General features: G+C 69.7%; 14 protein-coding genes. 6 read left to right on the top strand and 8 right to left on the bottom strand.

Going from position 1 to position 20,164, the window contains the following annotated elements:
• Positions 1-109 precede the first annotated feature (109 nt).
• Entirely contained in the window at positions 110-1,024 is a 915-nt protein-coding gene (locus ACFWIA_RS17590) for a restriction endonuclease (RefSeq protein WP_387005632.1), read from the top strand.
• A 60-nt stretch (positions 1,025-1,084) separates the two neighbouring features.
• Here the strand turns inward: ACFWIA_RS17590 and ACFWIA_RS17585 are convergent, their stop codons facing one another.
• Entirely contained in the window at positions 1,085-2,059 is a 975-nt protein-coding gene (locus tag ACFWIA_RS17585; protein ID WP_387005629.1) for a hypothetical protein, read from the bottom strand.
• A gap of 270 nt (positions 2,060-2,329) precedes the next feature.
• Here ACFWIA_RS17585 and ACFWIA_RS17580 point away from each other — a divergent pair, with 270 nt between their 5' ends.
• Positions 2,330-3,949, top strand: a complete 1,620-nt coding sequence (locus ACFWIA_RS17580) for an endonuclease NucS domain-containing protein (protein ID WP_387005626.1) — start codon at positions 2,330-2,332, stop codon at positions 3,947-3,949.
• A 52-nt stretch (positions 3,950-4,001) separates the two neighbouring features.
• Here ACFWIA_RS17580 and ACFWIA_RS17575 read toward each other — a convergent pair whose 3' ends face one another.
• On the bottom strand, positions 4,002-4,247 hold the full coding sequence (locus tag ACFWIA_RS17575; RefSeq protein WP_387005623.1) for an LLM class flavin-dependent oxidoreductase: 246 nt from the start codon (positions 4,245-4,247) through the stop codon (positions 4,002-4,004).
• Positions 4,248-4,421: 174 nt separating this feature from the next.
• On the opposite strand from ACFWIA_RS17575, the gene ACFWIA_RS17570 reads away from it, so the two are divergent.
• A complete protein-coding gene (locus ACFWIA_RS17570; RefSeq protein ID WP_387005621.1) occupies positions 4,422-5,318 on the top strand; it encodes a Cof-type HAD-IIB family hydrolase in 897 nt (298 codons plus the stop codon).
• A 28-nt stretch (positions 5,319-5,346) separates the two neighbouring features.
• Here the strand turns inward: ACFWIA_RS17570 and ACFWIA_RS17565 are convergent, their stop codons facing one another.
• From ACFWIA_RS17565 to hisC, 6 genes are all read right to left on the bottom strand, one after another.
• A complete protein-coding gene (locus ACFWIA_RS17565) occupies positions 5,347-6,426 on the bottom strand; it encodes a peptidoglycan DD-metalloendopeptidase family protein (protein WP_387005618.1) in 1,080 nt (359 codons plus the stop codon).
• A 138-nt stretch (positions 6,427-6,564) separates the two neighbouring features.
• A complete protein-coding gene (locus ACFWIA_RS17560) occupies positions 6,565-8,241 on the bottom strand; it encodes a GAF domain-containing sensor histidine kinase (protein WP_387005615.1) in 1,677 nt (558 codons plus the stop codon).
• 126 nt (positions 8,242-8,367) lie between these two features.
• Entirely contained in the window at positions 8,368-12,069 is a 3,702-nt protein-coding gene (gene cydD, locus ACFWIA_RS17555; protein ID WP_387005612.1) for a thiol reductant ABC exporter subunit CydD, read from the bottom strand.
• A 92-nt stretch (positions 12,070-12,161) separates the two neighbouring features.
• The gene (gene cydB / locus ACFWIA_RS17550) at positions 12,162-13,166 is read right to left on the bottom strand and encodes a cytochrome d ubiquinol oxidase subunit II (RefSeq protein ID WP_387005609.1); all 1,005 of its coding nucleotides are present in this window, start codon (positions 13,164-13,166) and stop codon (positions 12,162-12,164) included.
• A 28-nt stretch (positions 13,167-13,194) separates the two neighbouring features.
• Positions 13,195-14,703 (bottom strand): cytochrome ubiquinol oxidase subunit I, encoded by a 1,509-nt coding sequence (locus tag ACFWIA_RS17545; RefSeq protein WP_387005606.1) that lies wholly within the window; start codon positions 14,701-14,703, stop codon positions 13,195-13,197.
• 281 nt (positions 14,704-14,984) lie between these two features.
• Positions 14,985-16,064, bottom strand: coding sequence for a histidinol-phosphate transaminase (hisC, locus tag ACFWIA_RS17540; protein WP_387005604.1), 1,080 nt, complete (start codon positions 16,062-16,064; stop codon positions 14,985-14,987).
• A 367-nt stretch (positions 16,065-16,431) separates the two neighbouring features.
• Here hisC and ACFWIA_RS17535 point away from each other — a divergent pair, with 367 nt between their 5' ends.
• The 3 genes from ACFWIA_RS17535 to ACFWIA_RS17525 all read left to right on the top strand — a co-directional run bounded on the left by ACFWIA_RS17535 (position 16,432) and on the right by ACFWIA_RS17525 (position 20,084).
• A complete protein-coding gene (locus ACFWIA_RS17535) occupies positions 16,432-17,553 on the top strand; it encodes a LacI family DNA-binding transcriptional regulator (RefSeq protein ID WP_385485112.1) in 1,122 nt (373 codons plus the stop codon).
• Positions 17,554-17,735: 182 nt separating this feature from the next.
• Complete coding sequence (locus ACFWIA_RS17530) at positions 17,736-19,067, top strand: metallophosphoesterase (RefSeq protein ID WP_387005820.1); 1,332 nt, start codon at positions 17,736-17,738, stop codon at positions 19,065-19,067.
• A 180-nt stretch (positions 19,068-19,247) separates the two neighbouring features.
• Positions 19,248-20,084, top strand: coding sequence for a hypothetical protein (locus ACFWIA_RS17525; protein ID WP_387005602.1), 837 nt, complete (start codon positions 19,248-19,250; stop codon positions 20,082-20,084).
• Positions 20,085-20,164 lie beyond the last annotated feature (80 nt).

Genomic DNA, 20,164 nt, shown 5'->3' with positions numbered 1-20,164 from the left:
GTCTCCCTCACCAACCAGGGAAGCAATCAGATCACCCTGTAGTGGAATAATCGGATGGTCTGATCAGTACGGATCTGGGGTGGCCATGGTGAGGGTGCAGTCAGGCGCGGTGAAGAAGATCCACCCGGATGCTTACGGAGCGCTCATCGAGGCGCTGACCACGATCAACTGGAACAAGATCCCATTCGAGCAGGACATACGGCGCAGGCTCCGAGAGCACACCGAGTTGCTAGTGCGCCTCGACTTCACCACAACAAAGCGCCAGACGGCAGCTCAGCTGGTACACATGCTGATGGACCGGGAGTCGGACTACCGGGACTTCACCATCGAGCTGATGACTGACGTGGCCAGCCTGGACACCTTCCCAAACCTGATGAAGCAGGTGGACGCCAACGAGCTCCTGGCTGCGGCTCGGGCGGCCGTGGCGAACCTCAGCAAGTGGGTTGAGCGGCATGCTGGTCTGGCGGAAGAGCGAGAGAGACTGGCTGTTGACCTCGCGGCTCACCAGGAGGAAGTCACCCGCAGTCGCAGCTTCGCTCAGGTGCTGCAGGAGCTGACGCAGGAGTTTCTGCGGCTCCATGCCGTGGCGAATCGCCAGCAGGCAGGGCGTGAGTTCGAGCCCTTCCTGCATCGTTTGTTCACCCTGTTCGACTTGGAACCCACCCTCGCCTACAACCTTAAAGGCGAACAGATAGACGGGGCGATCTACTACAACACAGATCACTTTATCGTTGAGGCCAAGTGGTTGGCCGGCACCGTCGAAGCTGAGGACCTGATGAAGTTCGACGGCAAGGTGCGTCTCAAGGGCAAGAACGCCCTGGGTCTGTTCGTAAGCGTCAACGGATTCTCCGAAGGCGGACGTGACATCTTCAAGCGAGGAACATCGTTCATTACCATGGACGGCGGAGACCTCTACTGCGTGCTGGAGGGGCGTATCCGCCTGGACGAGTTGATCAGCCGAAAGCTTCTTCACGCGAGCACCACCGGCAACTGCTATTATCCAGCATCGAAAATTTTGGGCTGAACCACGCTGTCGCTTCGACTAGGCGGCAGCTGGCTGCACGCGATTTCGTTGGGGCTACTGCTACTTGCCGCGGATTTCATCGATCCGCTCTTGTTCCCAATAGTCCAGGATCATTTCGAGGCGCCTGACGGACGGTTCGATACGGTTGAGGGTCCGGTCTAGGTTAATAAACGGAATCATCAGCCCGGTGAGCGATGACGTCTTGGACTTCAACCCATCCGCCTGTTTTGCCCAGGCCGGCAGGTCTTTGGACACGTTGCTGAGGCCGGTCAACATGCTGGCCATTTCGTCATCCGGGAGGGAGGGGTCCGCTTTCCCGGAGCTGTCGATGCCCAACATTTGCCGCGCGATGGCAACAGCCGCAGCAACGGCCTTTACCCGCTTTACCGCGTGACCATGGAACCGGCGGGCCATCGCCTTGACATCGGCATCGACACCTTCGCTGAGCCGGCCCCGTAGCTGCTGCGGCGTTACGACGGGGCCGGAGCCCGATGACGCCATGGTCCATGCGATCGGCCGGTGCCGACCGATAAGTTCATCAGCCAAAACCCTGTAGGCCAGTACCAGATCTGAAATCAGATCAGGCTCCAGCGTGTCACGGTGGTATGCGGCGTTGCGGTACTGGTGCAGCCGGTCGAGTACTTCGCATTCCTGGGCTGTCAGCACGCCCTTCTGCTTCAGAAATCTAGTCTTCTCGTTCAGGTGTTTATCGATTTTTTCGCGGCGATCTGGTCCCACGTGCTCGTCAACCAACCGGCTCAGCTTCTCGGTGAGCTCCCCGCCATTGTCACGGGACTCGCGTATCTCCGCAATGATGCTGTCAGCGGCCTGGAGCGCAAGCCGGGCGTTGACCTCACGGCTGATCACCACCTCCACCAGGTGGTCCAAGAGGATGAGGGCGAGACGGTCATGTGCCTGATCACCAGCCGCGGCACATCGTCGGATCTCGGCTATCTCGACCGCGAGCCAGTTCCACTGTTCGGCCTGTTGTGCGGTCGCGCGGTCCCAGTCGGCTGCGAAAGGCTGCATAGGCATGGCAAGAGTCTCCCACTGCCTGACCGTCAGACCACCAAGGGTTGTGTCGTAGCCCTGGAGGTTCCTAACCGGCATTTGATTCCCCGAATGTTCAGGTCGCGACCAAAGTCACAAGTCAAACCACAACCGGACAATTCGATTTAGTGGCGGTCGGCCAGCACTTGTGCCGAGATACAGGGCAGTCCTTAGACAGGGTGACCAAGGGGTAGAGACTCGCCAACTGTGCCCCACCCCAGGGCTCTTGTCAGTTCTCCGGTTTAGCCTTCGGTCATGCAACCGCCTCTCGAAAACGTTCTCCGTAATGCGCTCGTACACAACCTGGAGTTGATCGAGCCAGGGCTCCGGCCGGTTCAGTTCGAGGAGTACCCGCTACCCAACGCACACGGCACCAGGGGCAGCATCGACATCCTGGCCCGTGATCGGCACCAGATGTGGGTGGTCATCGAGCTGAAGCGGTCCCGGTCCAGTGCGCGGCAGGCCCTGCACGAGGTCAACAAGTACACCGAGCTTCTCTGCCGGGAGAAGAACCTCGCGCCGGACCGGATCCGTGCGGTGATCGTTGCCATGCCGGACGACTGGGAGGAACTCCTGATCGCCGTCAGCCACGCCGCGCGCGACTGGAGTCATGATCTTCGCGGGTACCAACTGCTCCTGGACAGCAACGGCACTCCCATCGGGACCGAGCGGGTGGAGCTTCTGCCCCGGGCGTTCGAACCCCGCATCACCCCCATCCACAACCTGTTCTTCTTCGCCACGGAGGAACAGCGTGAGCAGGGCTGGAGGATCATCAGCAAGGTCGCGGACGAGCTGGGGGCACTCGACCTGCTGGCGGCGGATCTGGACCGGGTAGCGGAGAAGCATTACATCCCCGCGCCTTTCGGCCTGTACCTGGCGGTTGGCCGGGTGAACGAGGAGCTCGCCGCAGCGGATCTTCTAGAGGGTTACGACGGGCCGGAACCGTTCGCCGAAGAGCACCAGGCGGAGTACCTGGCCCTCTGCGAGCTCTGCAACCGGCTCGCGCGCAGCAACCTACGTGGAATGAACATGGAGTCTGCACGGCCAGGGCTGTTGAAGAACCTCCGTGACGACCCCAACTGGGCCATCCAAGGCTTCCGCGGCACTGGCGCCTACGACGACACCGCCGCGTTCGAGCAGCCGGACCTGTTCCGCTTCCTGACCGGGGACGAACGAGGAGACAGCCAGATCCTGTACACAGGCACCGCCAGCCCGGAGGTAGCCAGCCGTTGGAAAGCGTTCCGGCAGGAGGCTCGGCAGAGCCTGGGCGGTAATCACGAGTGGGAATCACTCGTAGACGGCTGGCTCGACGGGGTGAGCCCGAAGGTCGGTGAGGGAGACGTCGGATTGCACGTCTACAACCCCTGTGACCTCCTGGGAGCAGTCATCCATGGGTGGTCGGACCGCATGGAGAATCTCCTGCCCATAGTCATGGGCGAAGCCGTACCCCGCCAAGGGCTGCAGTACTCGGTACGTGGTGCCCTGTGCTGGAACGGCCGAGGTATGTCGTTCCCCGATGCGGTACGGCTCGTCTACCGAGACCCGCTGTTCCTGATGAGCAACATGTACGCGGGGACCGTGTGGGAACGTGACCGAGAGCTTTTGGATCTTCTGGGGCTGCACTACGTGCTCCTGGAGAGGATCACACCCGTTGGGGCCGAGGTGTCCATGGCCGACGAGCAACGCATCTGGGTACATCAGGATCAGGGGGCTCGCGTCTACTCCTCGGACACGGATCCGCGCGGGTACACACAGGCCTACGCCAGCATTGCGGCCGATGGGGAGATTGTCTCCATTAGGCAGTACCTCAACAGACATTTCCGCGAGGTGGAGCTGGTGGCCCGGGAGTACCGCTCCTTCATCCATACCGTCTAGCTCTTGCCGGATCTGGTCGTGGCTGGCTCCAGAGCGCCCACGAAAGAGCAGGTCAGCTCGCGATAGGTGAAAAAGGCTTGACTGAGGTCACGAGGGTGCCCAGGCGCAGCCGGGTGGTCACGGTGGCGGCGGCGGTCAGCGTCGGGACGGTGCCGAACCATGGCCCGTCCCGGAAGGTCCGCCACGACAGGTGGTCGTAGGTGTACGCGGTGTGGAAGCCGAGGTCCTCGGCCCGCCGCCAGGTCTGCTGCCCCTCGCTCCACCGGTGGACGGGAAGGATCACCGTACTCAGTCGCATGGCCTCGACCCTACGTCCCGCGAGGCCCGCCGAGGTTTGTCCGGCAGCACACCGACAGCAGCAGCGCACCCGGGCCCATGGACCCCCACGGACCCCCGGGGACCCCGTGCGCGCAAGGCTCGACGCGTCGATAATCACTCACATGTGCGAACCCTCACACACACGTGCTGGCATATGCGCGAGAATGACGGGGTGACGTCAGCATCCCCGCGGCCGTGGACGACCGCCACCTCCGCCCTCCCGCCCCGGCTGATCGCGACGGACCTGGACGGGACCCTGCTGCGGGACGACAAGTCCGTCTCCCCCCGCACGGTCGCCGCCCTCGCCGCCGCCGAGGAGGCGGGCATCGAGGTCTTCTTCGTGACCGGACGCCCGGCCCGCTGGATGGACGTCGTGAGCGCCCACCTCCACGGCCACGGCATCGCCATCTGCGGCAACGGCGCCGCCGTCGTGGACCTGCACGGGGGAGCGGTCAACCCCCGCTTCCTCAAGGTCCGCGAGCTGGCCGCCGACTCCGCCCTCCAGGTGGTGCGCACCCTGCGGGAGGCGGCCCCCGACACGGCCTTCGCCATCGAGCGCACCGGCGGCCTGCACCACGAGCCTGCCTACCCGCCGCTCTCGTTCGATGTCGGGGAGAGCGTCGCCCCGGCCGAGAAGCTGCTCGCCGCGGGGTCGGCCGTCGCCGCCGAGCCGGTGCTCAAGCTGCTCGCCCACCACCCGGACCTCGCGCCCGACGCGTTCCTCGGCCTCGCCCGCGCCGTCGTGGGGGAGCGGGCCAACGTCACCCGGTCGAGCCCCACCGCCCTGCTGGAGATCAGCGGCCCCGGCGTCTCCAAGGCCAGCACCCTGGAACTGTGCTGTGCCGAGCGCGGCATCTCCCCCGCCGAGGTCATCGCCTTCGGCGACATGCCGAACGACGTCGAGATGCTCAACTGGGCGGGCACCTCGTACGCCATGGGCAACGCCCACCCCGATGTCCTGGCCGCCGCCTCGGGACGGACCACCGGCAACAACGAGGACGGCGTCGCCCTCGTCATCGAACGCCTCCTCACCGCGCGCCGAACGGACTGATCACAGCCGCCGCCCGGCACCCGGGCGCTCACAGCTCGACGCCCCGCCGGGCCAGCCAGGGCACCGGATCGACTCCGGAACCGAGCTGCGGGGTCAGCCGCACCTCGAAGTGCAGATGCGGACCCGTCGAGTTCCCCGTCGTCCCCGACAAGCCGATCCACTGCCCCGCCCGCACCTGCTCGCCCTGCTCGACCGCCGCCGAGGAGAGGTGCGCGTACTGCGTGTAGTAGCCGCCCGGGTGCGCCACCACGACGGCGATGCCGAACGCGCCCCCGCAGGACACGCCCGCCACCCGCCCCTCGCCGACCGCCCGCACCGGCGTCCCCTCGGGCACCGCGAAGTCCTGTCCGGTGTGCCGGCTGGCCCAGCGCTGCCCCGTCCCGCCGAACCCCGCCGACAGCGCGTACCCCGCGAGCGGGGCGACCCAGGTACGGGTCGTCGGGGGCCCGTCCTGGGACAGCCGGACCGCTCCCGGGCACCGCCCCGCGGCCACGGACCGCTCGGCCTCGCTCCGCAACCGCCACTGCGCCTCTTCGAGCTTGCGCTCGATGCCCCGCCTCAGCTCGGCGAGCCGTTCGTTGCGGCTCGCCAGCGCCCGCCACGCCCGGGACGCCGCCGCCTCGTCCCGGACGAGCTGCCGCTCCGCCGCGCGGCTCTCGCCGATCTGCTGGCGCACCGCCAGTTCCGCCTGGCGCACCGCCCGCTGCCCCTGCAACACCTCCTCCGGGCGGTCGGTGAGCAGCATCCGCGCGGTGTAGGGGACCTCGCCGCCGGTCCGGTACTGGGCCCTGGCGATCCGGCCCAGGTCCCCGTGCAGCTCCTCGATGGCCTGCCGCTCCCGGGCCAGCCGCTGCTCCAGCTCCTCCGCCTGCTGCCGCTGCGCCGCGGCCTCCCGTTGGCCGGCCTCGTGGGAGCGGGCCGCCTCGGCCGCCTCCTCGTAGAGCCGCGCGACTTCGGCACCGGCCCCCCGCCCGGCCACACCGAGACCGTCGGGGAGCCCGGGCGGGTAGGTGTCGTCGTACGCACTGACGTGGGGGACGGCGAGGCCGAGCAGCACGCACATCACGGCCGGGACGAAGAAGGGGCGACGGCGGGAGGAGAGGGGCATGTGACGGATCGTTACGCGACTCGGTGGCGCCGGCGCGCACTGATCGTACGCACGGGGGACGAGGTGGTCCGTACGGATCAGCCGGATACCGCCGAACAGGGCGGCCGGACCGAAGGGACCGCCACGGGTGCTCCTCCGTCAGTGCGGCGCCTGCCAGACCACGCTGGTGCCCCCGCCGTCCTCACCGATGCCGGGCCCGTACCAACTGTCGCCGCCCAGGGACTCGGCGCGGCGCTTGAGGTTCCGCAGACCGCTGCGCCGACCGCCCTCGGGGATGCCGACCCCGTCGTCCGCCACCGTGAGCCGGACCCCGGACGCCCCGTCGGGAAGGGTCACCGTGGAATCGACGACCACGTCGATCCGGGCGGCCTCCGCGTGCCGGAACGCGTTCGACAGGGCCTCCCGCAGCGCCGCGATGAGGTTCTTGCCGGTCAGCTCGCCCACCATGGTGTCCACCGGTCCGACGAACCGGTGCGAGGGCTTGAAGCCGAGGGGGACCGCAGCCGTGTTGATCTCCCGCAGGACCCGGGTGCGCAGTCCGGAGGGTGCCTCGGCCGGCCCCTGCTGAAGGGCGAAGATCGCCGTGCGGATCTCCTGGATCGTCACGTCGAGTTCGTCGACGGCCTTGCCCACGCCCTGCTGGACCGCCGGGTTGCCGGACTTGCGCTGGGCGCTCTCCAGCATCATCCCGGTCGCGAACAGCCGTTGGATGACCAGGTCGTGGAGGTCCCGGGCGATCCGGTCGCGGTCCTCGAAGACCGCGAGGCGTTCCCGGTCGCGCTGGGCCTCGGCCATCTTCAGCGCCAGGGCCGCCTGGGCCGCGAACTGGCCGGCGAGGGTGCGTTCCGCCTCGGTGAAGGTACGGGCGCCCCGTTCCCGCAGGGTGACCAGCGAGCCCAGCACCCGTCCTTCGCTCTGGAGGGGCAGCAGCATCGACGGTCCGTAGCCGCGGACGAGTGCGCTGAGCACCCGGGGGTCGGTGGCCGCGTCCTCCAGGAAGACGGTCTCGCCGGCGAGCAGCAGCGCGGCGATCTGGCTCTCCGGCGGGATGACCACTCCGAGGGCCCCGTGCCGTCCCTCCGGCGCCACGGCGACGATCTCCAGCCCGCCCTCCTCGGCGGGCAGCAGGACGATCCCCGCGGCCGAGTCGGACAGTTGGCGGGCCTGCTCGGCGACGACCTGGAGCGCGTCATCGGCGTCGCCGCCCGACAGCAGGGCGGTGGTGACCGCGACGGAGCCGTCGATCCAGCGCTCCCGTTGCCGGGCGGCCCCGTAGAGCCGGGCGTTGCCGATGGCGATGCCCGCCTCCGTCGCGAGCACCCGGACGATGCTGAGGTCGTCGTCGTCGAACTCGGCGCCGTTCCGCTTCTCCGTCAGGTAGAGGTTGCCGAAGATCTCGCCCTGCACCCGGATGGGCACGCCGAGGAAGCTGCGCATCGGCGGGTGGTGCGGCGGGAACCCGCAGGAGCGCGGGTCGGCGGCGAGGTCCGCCAGCAGCACCGGCTCGGGGTGGTGGATCAGGGCGCCGAGCAGCCCGCGGTGGCCGTCCGGCAACCGCCCGATGCGGTCCGCGGTGGCCTCGTCGATCCCGTGGAAGACGAAGTCGGAGAGCCCGTCGCCGTCCTCCGCGACCACGCCGATCGCGGCGTACCGCGCCTGTGCCAGCTCGGCGGCCGTCTCGCAGATCCGGTCGAGCGTCGAGTGCAGCTCCAGCCCGGTACCGACCGACCGCATCGCGTCCAGCAACTGCGGCACCCGGGCCGCCAGCTCGCCGGACATCCGCAACGATCCGTCACCGTCCTGCTTCCCAGCCATGCCCAAAGCCTAATAACCCCCTGTACCCCCCGAAACCCGACCCCGTCCGTGGCGCCCGGGTGGGCGTACGGTCACCGCAACGATCCCACCCGGGGAGTGCCGCCCGGGCACCCCGGCCGCGCGGGCTCACACCCCCGCGGCCAGCAGGTCCACCGCGCGCTCGCGTTCCCTCATCCGGGCCAGCGGCCCTTCCGCGTCGACCAGTTCCCGGAAGGGGCCCCGCTGCACGACCCGGCCGGCGTCCAGCACGACCACCTCGTCCACCGCGTCCAACCCGGCCAGTCGGTGGGTGATCAGCAGGGTCGTGCTCCCCGCGGTGGCCGCCAGGAGGTCCGAGGTCAGTGCGTCGGCCGTCGCCAGGTCGAGGTGCTCGGCGGGCTCGTCCAGCACCAGGACCGGGAAGTCCGCGAGCAGCGCCCGGGCGAGGACGAGCCGCTGCCGCTGGCCGCCGGACAGCCGCGCGCCGTGTTCGCCCACGAGGGTGTCCAGACCGTTCGGCAGCGAGTCGACCCAGTCGAGCATGCGCACCCGGGCCAGTACCTCCCGCAGCCGGGCCTCTCCCGCTCCGCGGCGGGCCAGCAACAGGTTCTCCCGTACCGAGCTGTCGAAGAGGTGCGCGTCCTGGGCGCAGAGCCCCACGAACCGGCGCACGGTGTCCCCGTCCAACGCACCCGCGTCCACCCCGCCGAGGGTGTACGTCCCCGCCCCCGGCACCGGGTCCAGGAACCGTGCGAGCACCTGCGCGAGGGTCGTCTTGCCCGAGCCGGAGACCCCGACGACGGCGACCCTGCGGCCTTCGGTGAGCACCAGGTCGACCCCGTCGAGCGCCTCGTCCGACTGGCCCTCGTACCGGGCGCGCACCCCGTCCAGCCGCAGCGGGAAGGGGGAGTCGGGTGCGGCTTCCGGGACGGCGGGTTCGCGTACCGGCACCGGAGCGTCCAGCACCTCGTGGACCCGCTCGGCGCTCTTGCGCACCCGCTGGCGGTACTGGACGGCCAGCGGCAGGCCCATGACCGCCTCGAAGGCGGCCAGCGGGGTGAGCACCACCACGGCCGTGGCCACCCCGCTCAGGCGTCCGTCGGCGACACCCTGCACCGCGACCAACGCGGTCGCGGTGACGGTGATCCCGGTGATCAGCGTGGTCAGTCCGTCTCCGAGGGCGGTCGCCTTCGCCGCGCGGGAGGCGATCCGGGTCAGTACCGAGTCGGCCTGCTTGGCCCGGTCGGTGCGGTCGCCCAGGGCACCCGCGACGGTCAGTTCGGCGGTTCCGGTGAGCAGATCGGCGACCCGGGTGGCGAGCGCACCGCGGGCGGGGGCGAGGCGTCGTTCGGCCCGCCGGGCGACGGCGCCCGACATCAGGGGCACTCCCGCCCCCGCGGCGAGCAGCCCCACCGCGAGCACGGCGCCCGCCTCGGGCAGCAGCCAGGCGGTGAAGCCGACGGCCCCCAGCGACACGGCGAGGGCGGCGGCGGCCGGGAGCAGCCAGCGCAGCCAGTAGTCCTGGAGCGCGTCCACGTCCGCGACCAGCCGGGAGAGCAGGTCACCGCGGCGGGTCTTGCGCAGTCCTGCCGGTGCCAGCCGTTCCAGGCGCCGGTAGACCGCCACCCGGGTGTCGGCCAGCATCCTCAGCACCGCTTCGTGCGAGACGAGTCGTTCGGCGTAGCGGAAGCAGGCCCGTCCGATGCCGAAGGTGCGGGTCGCGGTGACGGCGGTCATCAGGTAGAGCACGGGCGGTTGTTCGGAGGCGCGGGAGATCAGGTACCCGGACGTCGCCATCAGGCCGACGGCGCTGCCCAGGGCGAGGCTCCCGAAGAGCAGTGCGAGGGCGAGCCGCCCCCGTCGCGGCCCGGCCATGTTCCGTACCCGGGCGAGCACGGCCCCCCTACCCGACGCGCCGGCCGCCTTCCCGCGGTCGGCCCCGCGCTCCCGGGCGTCGACGCGTCCGGTGTCCCCGGGCACCGCACCGCCCGGGGCCGGGACCAGCGGCTCCTCCCGGTCCCGCGCCGGCTGGAACAGTTCGTCGCCGAAGGCGGTGCCGCCGTCGGTGAGGTCGGCGAGCAGGTCCACTCCGGTGGGACGTTGCCGGGCCCCGTGATCGGCGGCGATGCCCGCGCCGGTGGACGAGGTGTCCCGCCCGTCCGCAGCCGACCGGTCGAGGTGTGCGGGGGCGTCCTGTTCGGGCAGCGGCAGCGTGACGACGCGGTCCGCGACGGCCAGCAGGGCGGGGCGGTGCACCACCAACAGGACGGTGCGGTCCACCGACAGCCGTCGTACCGCGTCGACGATCCCGGCCTCGGTCTCCCCGTCCAGCGCGGCCGTCGGCTCGTCGAGGAGCAGGACGGGGCGGTCGGCGAGGAACGCCCGGGCCAGGGCGAGCCGTTGCCGCTGACCGGCGGAGAGTCCCGCTCCGTCCTCGCCCAGCGGGGTGTCCACCCCGGCGGGCAGCGCGTCCACGAACTCCAGCGCCCCGGCGTCCCGCAGGGCGGCTCGTAGCGCGGTGTCGTCCGCTTCGGGGCGGGCGAGGCGGACGTTCTCGGCGAGGGAACCGGCGAACAGATGGGGGCGTTGCGGCACCCAGGCGACCTGTCGGTGCCAGGAGTCCCGGTCGACGCCGGCGAGGTCGGCGCCCCCGACGAGCACCCGCCCGTCCCGGGGCCGTACGAAACCGAGCGCAGCGGCGACCAGTGTCGACTTCCCGGCGCCGCTGGGCCCTACCAGGGCCACCGTCTCACCGGGGGCCACGGCGAAGGACACCCGGGACACCGCGTCCACCGATCGTTCCGGATGGCGCACGGTCACCGCGTCGAAGCGGAGTTCCAACCCTCCGGACACCACGGGGACCGCACCGGTTCCGGCAGCGGGCACCTCGGTCTCCAGGACCTCGAAGACCTCCTCGGCGGCGGCCAGCCCTTCGGCGGCGGCGTGGTACTGCGCTCCCACCTGGCGAACCGGTAGGTACGCCTCGGGCGCCAGGATCAGGATGACCAGACCGGTGTAGAGGTCGAGGCCCCCGTGCACCAGTCGCATGCCGATGGTGACGGCGACCAGGGCGACGGACAGGGTCGCGAGCAGTTCCAGGGCGAACGAGGACAGGAACGCGATCCGTAGGGTCCGCATGGTCGCGAGGCGGTAGTCGCCGGTGATCGTGCGGATCGACTCGGCCTGGGCCTTGGCCCGGCCGAACACCTTGAGGGTGGGCAGCCCGGCGACGACATCCAGGAAGTGCCCGGACAACCGGGACAGCATCCGCCACTGGCGGTCCATGCGCGCCTGGGTCGCCCAGCCGATGAGGATCATGAAGATCGGGATGAGCGGCAGGGTGCCCGCGATGATGGCGGCCGAGACCCAGTCCTCGGTGACGATCCGGACCAGCACCGCGACCGGAACGACGACCGCGAGACCCAACTGCGGCAGATAGCGGGAGAAGTAGTCGTCCAGGTCGTCGATGCCCCGGGTGGCGAGGGCGACCAGCGAGCCCGTGCGCTGTCCGCTCAGCCAGCCCGGCCCCAGGGCGCCCGCCCGCTCCCACAGCCGCCCGCGCAGTTCCGACTTCACCGCCGCGCTGGCCCGGTGGGCGGCGAGTTCGGTGAGCCAGGAGACGGCGGACCGGCCCGCGGTCACGGCCAGCAACAAGAGCAGCGGAGTGGAGAGTTCCCCCACGGACAGCCCGTGTTGGAAGGCGCCGACCACGATCTCCGCGATCAGCATGGCCTGAGCGATGACCAGCCCCGCCCCGATCAGGCCCAGAACCACCACAGCGACGAGGAAACCTCGGGTGGCGCGGGTGTATCGGAGCAGTCGCGGGTCGATCGGTTTCACGTGAAACACACCCTCGGGGTCGGTTCAGGGGTGTTTCACGTGAAACACCCCCAGGGAAGCGCGGTGGGGCGGCACTCGGGTGTGGGTCCCGCCCCGGGACATCAGTGCACGGGGTCCGCGATGTGCTGCGTACCGATCCGCTTGCGGAACACCCAGTACGTCCAGCCCTGGTAGAGGAGCACCACCGGGGTCGCGATCCCTGCACACCAGGTCATGATCTTCAGGGTGTAGGGCGTCGACGAGGCATTGGTGACCGTGAGGTTCCAGGCCGGGTCGAGCGAGGACGGCATGACGTTCGGGAAGAGCGTCAGGAAGAGCATCGACACGGCGGCGATGATCGTGACGCCGGAGAAGGCGAACGACCATCCCTCCCGTCCGGCCAGGTTGGCCCCGAGGGCGGCGACCAGCGCGGCGACGGCCACGATCATGGCGACCAGGCTGCCGACGTCGCCCTTGTCGAGCTGGGTCCAGATCAGGAACCCCAGGGCGAGCACCGCCGTCAGCAGACCGACCTGGGTGGCCAGCCTGCGCGCCCGGACCCGGATGTCGCCCACGGTCTTCAGCGCGACGAACACGGCTCCGTGGAAGGTGAACAGGGTCAGGGTGACCAGACCGCCCAGCAGGGCGTAGCCGTTGAGCAGATCGAGGACGTTGCCCACGTACTCCTTGTTCTGGTCGATCTTCACGCCCCGGACGATGTTGGCGAAGGCGACTCCCCAGAGGAACGCGGGGAGCAGGGAGCACCAGAAGATCGCGCGCTCCCAGTTGCGCTGCCAGTTCTCCTCGGGGCGCTTGGCGCGGTACTCGAAGGCGACTCCGCGCACGATCAGACACACGAGGATCAGCAGCAGCGGGAGGTAGAACCCGGAGAAGAGGGTGGCGTACCACTCGGGGAAGGCGGCGAAGGTGGCACCGCCCGCACTGAGCAGCCACACCTCGTTGCCGTCCCAGACCGGGCCGATCGTATTGATCAGGACCCGCTTCTCGGTCCGGTTGCGGGCGAGCAGCTTGGTCAGGACGCCGACACCGAAGTCGAAGCCCTCCAGGAAGAAGTAGCCGATCCACAGGACCGCGATGAGGACGAACCAGACATCGTGGAGTTGCACGTTTCAGCTCCTTTCCGTGAGTAGGCCGTCAGTAGGAGAAGGCCATCGGCCGGTCGGGGTCGCGGTCATTGCCGCCGATCTTGGTCGGCGGATTGAGGTCGGCCTCGGTCAGTTCGGGCGGGCCGGCCTTGATGTACTTGGCGAGCAGCTTGACCTCGATGACGGCGAGAACGGCGTACAGCAGGGTGAAGACGACCATCGAGGTGATGACCTCGCCCTGGCTGACACCGGGGGAGACCGCGTCCCGGGTCTGGAGCACGCCGTACACCACCCAGGGCTGACGGCCCATCTCGGTGAAGATCCAGCCCCAGGAGTTGGCGATCAGCGGGAAGGCCAGGGTCCAGGCGGCCAGCAGCCAGTACCCCCGGGCCCACTTCGCATGGAGCGCCTTGTTCCGGAAGAGCACGAGGTTCGGCATCTCGTCCTCGCCGACCCTCATGTGCGGGGGCAGCAGGAACTTCTTCCGGGTCAGCCACAGTCCGAGCAGGCCGATGCCGAAGGAGGCCATGCCGAAGCCGATCATCCAGCGGAACGACCAGAAGGCGACCGGGATGTTGGGCCGGTAGTCGCCGGGTCCGTACTTCTCCTGCTGGGCGGCGTTGACGTCGTTGATGCCGGGCACGAAGTGGTCGAAGTCGTCCTCGGCGAGGAAGGACAGTATCCCGGGGATCTCGATGGCGACGGTGTTGTGGCCCTTGTCCACGTCCCCGTAGGCGAAGAGGGAGAAGGGCGCCGCCTTCTGACCGTCCCAGAGGGCTTCGGCCGCGGCCATCTTCATCGGCTGCTGGTCGAACATCACCTTGGCGAGCCGGTCACCGCTGAGCGCAGTGAGCATTCCGGCGATGGCGACGGTGACCAGCCCGAGCCGCAGCGAGACCTTCATCACCGGGATGTGCTTCTTGCGGACCAGGTGGATCGCGGACACGCCGACCATGAACGCGCCACCGGTGAGGAAGGCCGCCGTCAGGGTGTGGGCGACCTGGGTGAGGGTGGTGTTCTGGCTCAGGACCGCCCAGAAGTCGGTGAGCTCGGCCCGCCCGGCGACCTCGTTGATCCGGTAGCCGACCGGGTGCTGCATCCAGGAGTTCGCAGCGAGGATGAAGTACGCGGACAGGATGGTGCCGATCGCCACCATCCAGATGGTCGCGAGGTGCAGCTTCTTCGGCAGCTTGTCCCAGCCGAAGATCCACAGCCCGATGAACGTCGACTCGAAGAAGAAGGCGATGAGCGCCTCGAACGCGAGCGGCGCCCCGAAGACGTCACCGACGAAGCGGGAGTAGTCAGACCAGTTCATCCCGAACTGGAACTCCTGCACGATGCCGGTCACGACACCCATGGCAATGTTGATCAGGAAGAGCTTGCCCCAGAACTTGGTCGCCCGGAGGTACTTCTCCTTCCCCGTACGCACCCACGCCGTCTGCAGTCCGGCGGTCAGGGCCGCCAGGGAGATCGTCAGAGGGACGAACAGAAAGTGGTAGACGGTTGTGATGCCGAACTGCCATCGCGACAGGGTCTCCGGCGCTAGAGCGAGGTCCACGTCTCCTTCTCCTTACGTGCCGTGTTCACAGCGGCAGTTTTGCCCCTTTGATCTCCGGCATAACGGGACCATCCAGGCGCGCTTGTGAACGCGTTCACATTCACAAGCATTATGTCCTACCCCTCTCCACCCCTTGCACCCGGGGGCCCCCTTACGGGAGGGAATCACCACCAGACACCCCATTGAACCCAGGCACAGACAGCAGAAGACCCCCGGAACCGAAGGTCTCGGTGCCCGGGGGCCTTCTATGCCAGGAGCCTCGTACGCCTACATGGCGGTGATCACAGCTCCTTGCGGAACGCCTCGGCGGCATGCAGGAACAAGTCGTTCGCCTCGGTCTCACCGACGGAGACCCGCACGCCCTCCCCCGCGAACGGCCTGACGACCACCCCTGCGCGCTCACATGCCGCGGCGAAGTCACCCGTACGGTCCCCGAGCCGCAGCCAGACGAAGTTCGCCTGCGACTCCGGAACCGTCCACCCCTGTTCGCCCAACGCGGCCTGCACCCGGGTCCGCTCGCTCACCAGCGAGCCCACCCGGCCCAGCAACTCGTCCTCCGCGCGCAGGGAGGCCACCGCGGCGTCCTGCGCGAGCTGACTCACCCCGAAGGGCACCGCCGTCTTCCGCAGCGCCGCGGCGACCGGCTCGTGGGCCACCGCGAACCCGACCCGCAGGCCCGCCAGTCCGTACGCCTTGGAGAAGGTCCGCAGCACGCACACGTTGGGGCGGTCCCGGTAGAGCCGGACCCCGTCCGGCACCTGGGGGTCGCGGATGAACTCCCGGTACGCCTCGTCCAGCACCACCAGCACGTCGCCGGGCACCCGGTCGAGGAAACGCTCCAGCTCGGCCCGCCGCACCACCGTCCCCGTGGGGTTGTTGGGGTTGCAGACGAAGATCAGCCGGGTCCGCTCGGTGATCGCCGCGGCCATCGCGTCCAGGTCGTGCACCTCCCCCGAGGTCAGCGGCACCCGCACCGAGGTCGCCCCGCTGATCTGCGTGATGATCGGGTACGCCTCGAAGGACCGCCAGGCGTAGATCACCTCGTCGCCCGGCCCCGCCGTCGCCTGGAGCAGTTGCTGGGCGACCCCGACCGAACCGGTGCCGGTCGCCAGGTGGCCCACCGGGACGTCGAACCGGTCGGCCAGCTCGGCCATGAGCTCCGTACACGCCATGTCCGGGTACCGGTTGAACGTTCCGGCCGCCGCGACCACCCGTTCCATGACGCCCGGAAGCGGGGGGTACGGGTTCTCGTTCGACGACAGTTTGTAGGCCACCGGGCCGCCGGCCGCCGCGGGCTTGCCGGGCGTGTAGGCGGGGACCCCCGCCAGCTCGGCCCGAAGCCTGGGACTCTGCACGCTCACCACGCAACTCCTCGCGACTCGACCAGCACCGTAATGCTTCACACCCTAAGAGGATTCCCGCCCCAGACAACCCCCGAGGAACCCGACGGACGACCCCGGAAGAACCCGACGGCGCACGCCGAAGAAGCTCGCGCCCCTGGCTTGCGCCGTGGCGCGCATCCCTCGTCAAGGTGAGTTGAGACCTCTTCGAGACATGGCTGCCCACCGAGGCCCAGCCCCCTCCAAGGTCCTGGATTCCCTGGCTGATCCCTCAACATCCTTGTGTTTGAACCCTTCTCACCCCTCATCACCATGCAGAAACGTGCCTGTCAACGTGTGGATCCCCGTCCGCCCCACCCCACCGTCTGAGCCCTACTATCGGCACGCCATGACAGCAGCAGGGAAGCACCAGGTGAGCCGGGCGGACACCCCCCGCCGAGGCGGCCGGCCGGGCCGAGCGGGCATCAGAGACGTGGCCGCCGCCGCCGGTGTCTCCATCACGACCGTCTCGGACGCACTCAACGGCAAGGGCCGGTTACCGGACGCGACCCGGCGCCACGTCCGCGAGGTCGCCGACCGTCTCGGCTACCGCCCCTCGGCCGCCGCCCGAACCCTCCGTACCGGCAAGTCCGGCCTCATCGGGCTGACCGTGACCACCTACGGGGATGAACCTTTCACCTTCACGGAGTTCGCCTACTTCGCCGAGATGGCGAGAGCCGCCACCTCCGCCGCACTGGCCAGGGGGTACGCCCTCGTCATCCTTCCGGCGACCTCCCGCCGCAGTCCCGTCGACGTGTGGTCGAACGTCGCGCTCGACGGCACCGTCGTGATCGATCCCTCCGACAAGGACCCGGTCGTCACCGAACTGGTCCGCCAGGGCCTGCCCGTCGTCTCGGACGGCCGACCCGCCGGTTCGCTCCCGGTCACCGCCTGGGTGGACAACGACCACGAGGCCGCCGTGCTCGGCATCCTCGACCACCTGGCGGAAGCCGGCGCGCGCCGGATCGGACTCCTCACCGGCACCACCACCGACACCTACACCCACCTGTCGACGACGGCGTACCTGCACTGGTGCGAGCGCGTGGGGCAGGACCCCGTCTACGAGGCGTACCCGGCGCACGACCCCTGCGCGGGCGCCGTGGCCGCCGACCGCCTCCTGGCCCGACCCGACCGTCCCGACGCGGTCTACGGCCTCTTCGACCCCAACGGCACGGACCTGCTGGCCGCCGCCCGCAGGTACGGACTGCGCGTACCGGACGACCTGCTCCTCGTCTGCTGTAGCGAATCGACCGTCTACGCCACCACCGAACCGCCGATCACCACGCTCTCGCTCAAACCGCGGCGGATCGGCACGGCCGTCGTCCAACTCCTGATCGACGCGATCGAGGGAGTCGAGTCCGACCATCCGATGGAGCAGGTCATACCCACGGAACTGATCGTCCGCACCTCCTCCGAACGGCGTCATCCGCGCACCACCGTCAGCCCTCCCCGCTCGCCGCGCACCGGCTAGCCGAGGGTGAACGGACATCCGGTCGCCGCCCAATTCGGGAGAAAAGCGCGGTGAACCGGGCCGCTGTTCCGATTCACCACCCCTGGGTCATCACACAGCGCGATCCGCATTCCTATGATGGGCGGACGACACCGCGGGCCGCTGCGACCAGGCAGTCCGATCCGGTGCAGTTGCGGCGCGAGGTGGTGGAGGGGTCGATGACTCAGGGGGCAGGTCAGGGACCCGTCGTGCGAACGCCGACGGTACGTGACTTCCGGGTGCCGGCCTATGTGCACGAGGCCGGTCCCGTCCATCCCGACCGGCCCGACGACCGGCCCGATCCACGGGTCGGTCCGCATCCGGGCAGCGTCGGTCCGCACCCGGGCGCCATGGCGGACCCGGGCGCCGCTCCGGCGCACCCACCGCAGCCCGCCGCACCTCCGGACGGCGCGCCGTACCAGCCCGCGAACGCCCCCGCCCACCCCGAACCCGGTGAGCACCCGGCACCCGGTGACCGGCACGCACCCGGTGACCGGCACCCGCCGGTCGCCGCGTACCCCGCCACGCCCGGCGGCACCCCGCCCTACGACGGCGGCGAGGAGCCCGAGGGCTACACCCCGACGCAGCGCGACCTCCCGGTGATCAAGCGGGGCGACGCCCTCCCGACACCGGACGGGTCCCCCGCCCCGGCCCCCGCGCCCCACGCCCCGGACGGCCCCGGGCCGCTGTACGTGGTGGGCGACGTGCACGGCTACCTGGACGAACTGGTCGCCGCGCTGCACGAGCAGGGCCTGATCGACACCGAAGGCAACTGGTCCGCCGGCACCACCCGGCTCTGGTTCCTCGGCGACTTCACCGACCGCGGGCCCGACGGCATCGGCGTGATCGACCTGGTCATGAAGCTGTCCGCCGAGGCCGCCGCCGCCGGGGGCTACTGCAAGGCCCTCATGGGCAACCACGAACTGCTCCTCATCGGCGCCCGCCGCTTCGGCGACACGCCGGTCAACTCCGGTGCGGGCACCGCCACCTTCCAGGCGGCCTGGCTGCTCAACGGCGGCCAGAAGGCCGACATGGACCGGCTTCAGGACCACCACCTCCAGTGGATGTCCCGGCTCGACGCCATGGTGGAGGAGGACGGCCACCTGCTCCTGCACTCGGACACCACCGCCTACCTCGACTACGGCGACTCCATCGAGGCCGTGAACGACACGGTGCGGGAAACCCTGACGCGCAACGACGCCGACGAGTGTTGGGACCTGTTCCGGAAGTTCACCAAGCGCTTCGCCTTCCGCGACGAGGCCGGCCCGCAAGCCGCCCGGGAACTCCTCTCCGCCTACGGCGGCTCCCGCGTCGTGCACGGCCACAGCCCCATCCCCTACCTGCTCGGGGAGGTCGGCTCCGAGGACGACGACGACAGCCGCGGCCCGGTGGTGCACGGACCGCACGTCTACGCCGACGGACTCGCGATCGCCATGGACGGCGGCGTGACCATGGCGGGAAAGCTGCTGGTCCAGCAACTCCCCCTGCACGACTGAACGTTCCGCAGGCCACGGCGGAAACGGAGGATCTTGCGGCACCGGGGCACCATTTTCGGAAATCCCCTGTCACCGTGCGCCGTGCCGGCCCTACCATGGCCCATCCGTAGCAGGCTCCCCTCCGTTTCTGCCCGACGGCTCTCAACCATGTGAGCCACACGCCCTACGGAGCATCGGGGGATGCAGATGAACAGCGTTCCGCGGCAGTTGTCGAGCGAGGACCGCACCGAGTACGAGCGGATCCTCGACGAGGCGCTGCGCACCACCGCGCACCATCCCGAACTGGGGCCCGTCAGCCACCGGTTGAACCCCGAACAGCTGCGCAGCAGGGCCGTCGAAGCCCGGGCCCTGATCACTGCTGCGGCCACCACCGAGTACGACGCCTACGTGAAGGTCCGTGCGGAAGCACGTGCCACCGCCCCGCGCACCACGACCGACGGCACGCCCGAGCCCACGGGCGCCGGTGTCCTCGCCGTCCTCACGGTGCTCGCACCGGTGCTCGCAGGGGCCTCGGCAGTGATCTTCCTGCTCGTCGGCTACGCCCTACGGGCGCTCAGCCCCGGGCTGGCGATCGGCCGGACCCTGCTCGCCACCGGCTGGGTCTTCGGCGCGATCACCGCCGCCGCGATCCTCGTCGCCGCGGCCGGACTGCTGTTCGCCGCACTGCGGAACAACGCGACGGCGCTGCGGGACGCCCCGCGGCGCGAGATCGACGAACGGGTCGAACTGGCCCGCGAGGTGTGGCGCGACGCCCTGGTGGAGCACGGCATCGTGCCCTTCCTCCGCACCGCCCTGGCGAACGCCCCAAAACCCGACGCCGGGGCTGCCGGGACCGGCGGAACGTACGGCCCGGCGGCCCCGGCGGGTGCCGGCACCTCCGGTCGGATGCCGCACCTCGGCTACCACCGGCCGGGGTTCAGCAGCCCCGACCGGGGCTCGACGGGGCCGCGCCCCAGCTATTCGAGCCCGGACTTCAGCAGCCCGGACTTCGGCGGGCCCGAACACCCACCGGAGTAGCCCGCCGCACTCGGGCACGCGTCCGGCGGCGGGCCCGCGCGGACCTCCCGCGCGGACCCGCCGCAGCTCGGGCCGGTCGC

The sequence above is a fragment of the Streptomyces sp. NPDC127068 genome, from assembly GCF_042724695.1.
GTDB lineage: Bacteria > Actinomycetota > Actinomycetes > Streptomycetales > Streptomycetaceae > Streptomyces.
This window is presented reverse-complemented; position numbering and strand designations above follow the sequence as displayed.

Coding starts and splice junctions, on each gene's coding strand:
- ACFWIA_RS17585 (WP_387005629.1), bottom strand. CDS start 2,059: ATGCCTATGCAGCCTTTCGCAGCCGACTGGGACCGCGCGACCGCACAA.
- ACFWIA_RS17580 (WP_387005626.1), top strand. CDS start 2,330: ATGCAACCGCCTCTCGAAAACGTTCTCCGTAATGCGCTCGTACACAAC.
- ACFWIA_RS17575 (WP_387005623.1), bottom strand. CDS start 4,247: ATGCGACTGAGTACGGTGATCCTTCCCGTCCACCGGTGGAGCGAGGGG.
- ACFWIA_RS17570 (WP_387005621.1), top strand. CDS start 4,422: ATGCGCGAGAATGACGGGGTGACGTCAGCATCCCCGCGGCCGTGGACG.
- ACFWIA_RS17565 (WP_387005618.1), bottom strand. CDS start 6,426: ATGCCCCTCTCCTCCCGCCGTCGCCCCTTCTTCGTCCCGGCCGTGATG.
- ACFWIA_RS17560 (WP_387005615.1), bottom strand. CDS start 8,241: ATGGCTGGGAAGCAGGACGGTGACGGATCGTTGCGGATGTCCGGCGAG.
- ACFWIA_RS17535 (WP_385485112.1), top strand. CDS start 16,432: ATGACAGCAGCAGGGAAGCACCAGGTGAGCCGGGCGGACACCCCCCGC.
- ACFWIA_RS17525 (WP_387005602.1), top strand. CDS start 19,248: ATGCAGATGAACAGCGTTCCGCGGCAGTTGTCGAGCGAGGACCGCACC.